2 protein-coding genes are annotated in these 2,867 nt (G+C 62.5%); both read right to left on the reverse strand.

Annotated elements, in window-relative coordinates; translation table 11 throughout:
- The coding region (locus A5634_RS03385; protein ID WP_155769333.1) for a PPE family protein at nucleotides 1-1,863 on the reverse strand (1,863 nt) is incomplete at its 3' end.
- Between the two features lie 63 nt (nucleotides 1,864-1,926).
- Nucleotides 1,927-2,867: pentapeptide repeat-containing protein (locus tag A5634_RS03390; protein WP_081290166.1), on the reverse strand; the 941-nt coding region annotated here is incomplete at its 5' end.

Below are 2,867 nucleotides of genomic sequence, written 5' to 3' on the forward strand. Positions count from 1 at the left end.
AGTGCCGGTGATGCCGCCGAACAAGGTGTAATTCGGACCGCCAATCACGAAGTTCAGCCGTGGTCCGCTGATCGTTACGGTCGGCACGCTGATGGGACCGACGGTGGAGCCGGCGACCACGTTGCTTATGCCGGCGATCGAGAGCACAGGGACATTGAACGGCTGAGTGGTGATGTCGAGGGTGCCGCCGGCCACCGTCAGGTTCAGTGGGACCCGCATGCCGAAGTCCACGGGTACCTGGTCGATGTGGATTGAGTAAATAGCACCACCCACGCTGCCCTGGGCGTCGCCCCGCAGGAACATCCCGTTGTTCATGTTGCCGGAGTTGCCGATACCGGTATTGATGTCCCCGGAGTTGCCGATACCGGTGTTGAGGTTGCCGGTGTTGAACCAGCCGGTGTTGGTGTCACCACCATTGAAATCACCACTGTTGAAGCTGCCCTCGTTAAAACTTCCGGTGTTGTAGCTACCCCGGTTACCGATACCGGTGTTGAAGTCACCGGGGTTGAACAACCCGGTGTTACCGGTGCCGGAGTTGCCGATACCGGTGTTGTAACTGCCGGTGTTAAACAACCCGGAGTTGCCCACCCCGGAGTTCAATATGCCCTTCAGATCGAAGCCGGAGTTGCCGATACCGACGTTGCCGTTACCGGTGTTACCGAACCCGATGTTGTTGTCACCGGTATTACCGAATCCGATATTGCCGGTCCCGGTATTGCCGAAGACATCGGTCACCGCCGCCGTCGCAGCCGCAGGATTCACCGTCAACAAACTGTTCAGCTTCACCGACAGATTCGTCCCGCTCAACAAGCTGCTCACCGCCGGACTACGCAGCAGATTACTGACGGTCGGGCTGTTAAGCAGGTTGGTCACGCTTGGACTGTTCAGCAGGGTGCTGACGGTCGGGCTGTTTAGCAGGGTGGCGACGGTCGGACTGCTCAGCGCGCTGGTCAGAGCGGTGGTCACGGTTGCGCTGTTGAGCAGGCCGTTCAGGCCCCCGGAACTGGACAGGCTCGCGACGAACGCCTGCAGGCCGGCACCCGAGCCGCCGAAGCGACCCCATAGACCCGGTCCGAAGCCGTGCCGCCCGGCCGGCCCCCAGCCACTGGCCGCGGTTGGTCCACCGGTTCCGATGCCGCCTAGCTCGTGCAGGCGGAGGTTCGCGAGGCCGCCGGTGCTCTGCTGCAGATTGCGCAAGACGCCGGCGAGATTGAACCCGCCCAGCAGGCTGGTCAACCTGGTGTTAATCGCACCCAGGCCCCCTTTGAGCGCACCGGGGTTCAGACCGCCGGCCAGCTCGCCCAGCACGGCTTTGACGAATCCACCCGCGCCGGACGGTCCGCCCAACGGCACTTTGGCGAACGGCGTCAACGCCGATGCCGCGGCCGCTGCCCCACCGTGGTAGCCCAGCATCGCGACCACGTCTTGTGCCCAGAACTGTTCGTAGATTTCTTCCATGGCGGCGATGGCCGGTGCGTTCTGGCCGAACAGGTTCGACACCACAAGGGAGACCAGCGAATTGCGGTTGCCCGCGATCAGAGCCGGATGCACGACCATCGACCGCGCCGTCTCATAAGCCGACACCACCGCCCGGGCTTGCGACGCCGCTTCTTCGGCCGCGATTCCCGCGGCGCTCAGCCACGCGGTGTAGGGCGTGGCGGCCGCTGCCATCTGCAACGACGCCGGGCCCTGCCAGGCGTCATTGATCAGCCCGGAGGTGACCCCCTCGAAGAACGACGACGCCGAACTCAGCTCAGACGCCAGACCATCCCACGCCGACGCGACCGACGCCATCGGCGCCGATCCCGCGCCGAGCAGCATATTCAGAGAGTTGATCTCAGGTGGCAAGGTCAGAAAACTCACCGGCTCAATCCTCTTCCTTACATTGCGGGAAAGCTTTTTGGGGGTTCGGGGCGGGGAAGTACGTCATCGGCTAGCCACCCAGCCCGCCAGCATCGCCTGCAGCGCACTGGCCTGGCCGTTCCAGAAGCCGGAGAGCTCGCTGCCGATGTTGCCGACGCCGGAGATCAGGGCCGCGGTGTTGGCGGCCAGCGTGCTGGTATTGACGGCCCCGGAGATGGCGGTCCCGAGATTCTGGAAGCCGGACAGCAACGAACCAGCGTTGGCGAAGCCCGAGCTCAGCGCCCCGTTGGCGTTGGAGAAGCCCGAACTCAGATCGCTGGAGTTGAAGAAACCAGACGTACCGCTGGAACTTCCGTTGAAGTAGCCCGACGACAACGACCCCGAGGAATTCCCGATACCGAGCAGCCCCGGCACCGTGAGGTTGAGTCGGCCGAGCAGCGTCATCTGGATGGGTAACTTGAAGTCCGCCCCATACACCAGGTCCATCAGGACGATCGGATTGATGACAATGGGGTCGACTATTGCGGACGGGACGATTCCGTTGACAGGGATGCTGACAACAAAAGAAGCCGTTACGTTGACCGGAACATCGACATTGATCGGATAGATAGTGATCGGGTCGAATCGACCGCTGATCGGAATCGCCACGTTGGTACCCGCCACCAGGTCGATCGGAATCGCCGGGAAGTTGAGCGGGATGGTGATTCCGTCCACGCCTTGGCCGTCGGCCAGGTTGAATGAGCCGAGGTTTCTGCTGCCGGTGTTAAAAGAACCGGTGTTGAGGTCACCGGCGTTGGCGAAGCCGGTGTTGATGCTGCCACCGTTGAAGCTTCCAGTGTTCAGCTCGCCCGCGTTGGCATCACCGGTGTTGAAGCTGCCGACGTTGAAACTTCCCGTGTTGCCGCTACCGGTGTTACCGAAGCCGGCGTTGTAGCTGCCGGTGTTGCCGATACCGGTGTTGGCGATGCTGGTGTTGCCGATACCGGTGTTGTAGTCACCGGCAT

It is taken from the genome of Mycobacterium asiaticum (assembly GCF_001673365.1).
Lineage (GTDB): Bacteria > Actinomycetota > Actinomycetes > Mycobacteriales > Mycobacteriaceae > Mycobacterium > Mycobacterium asiaticum_A.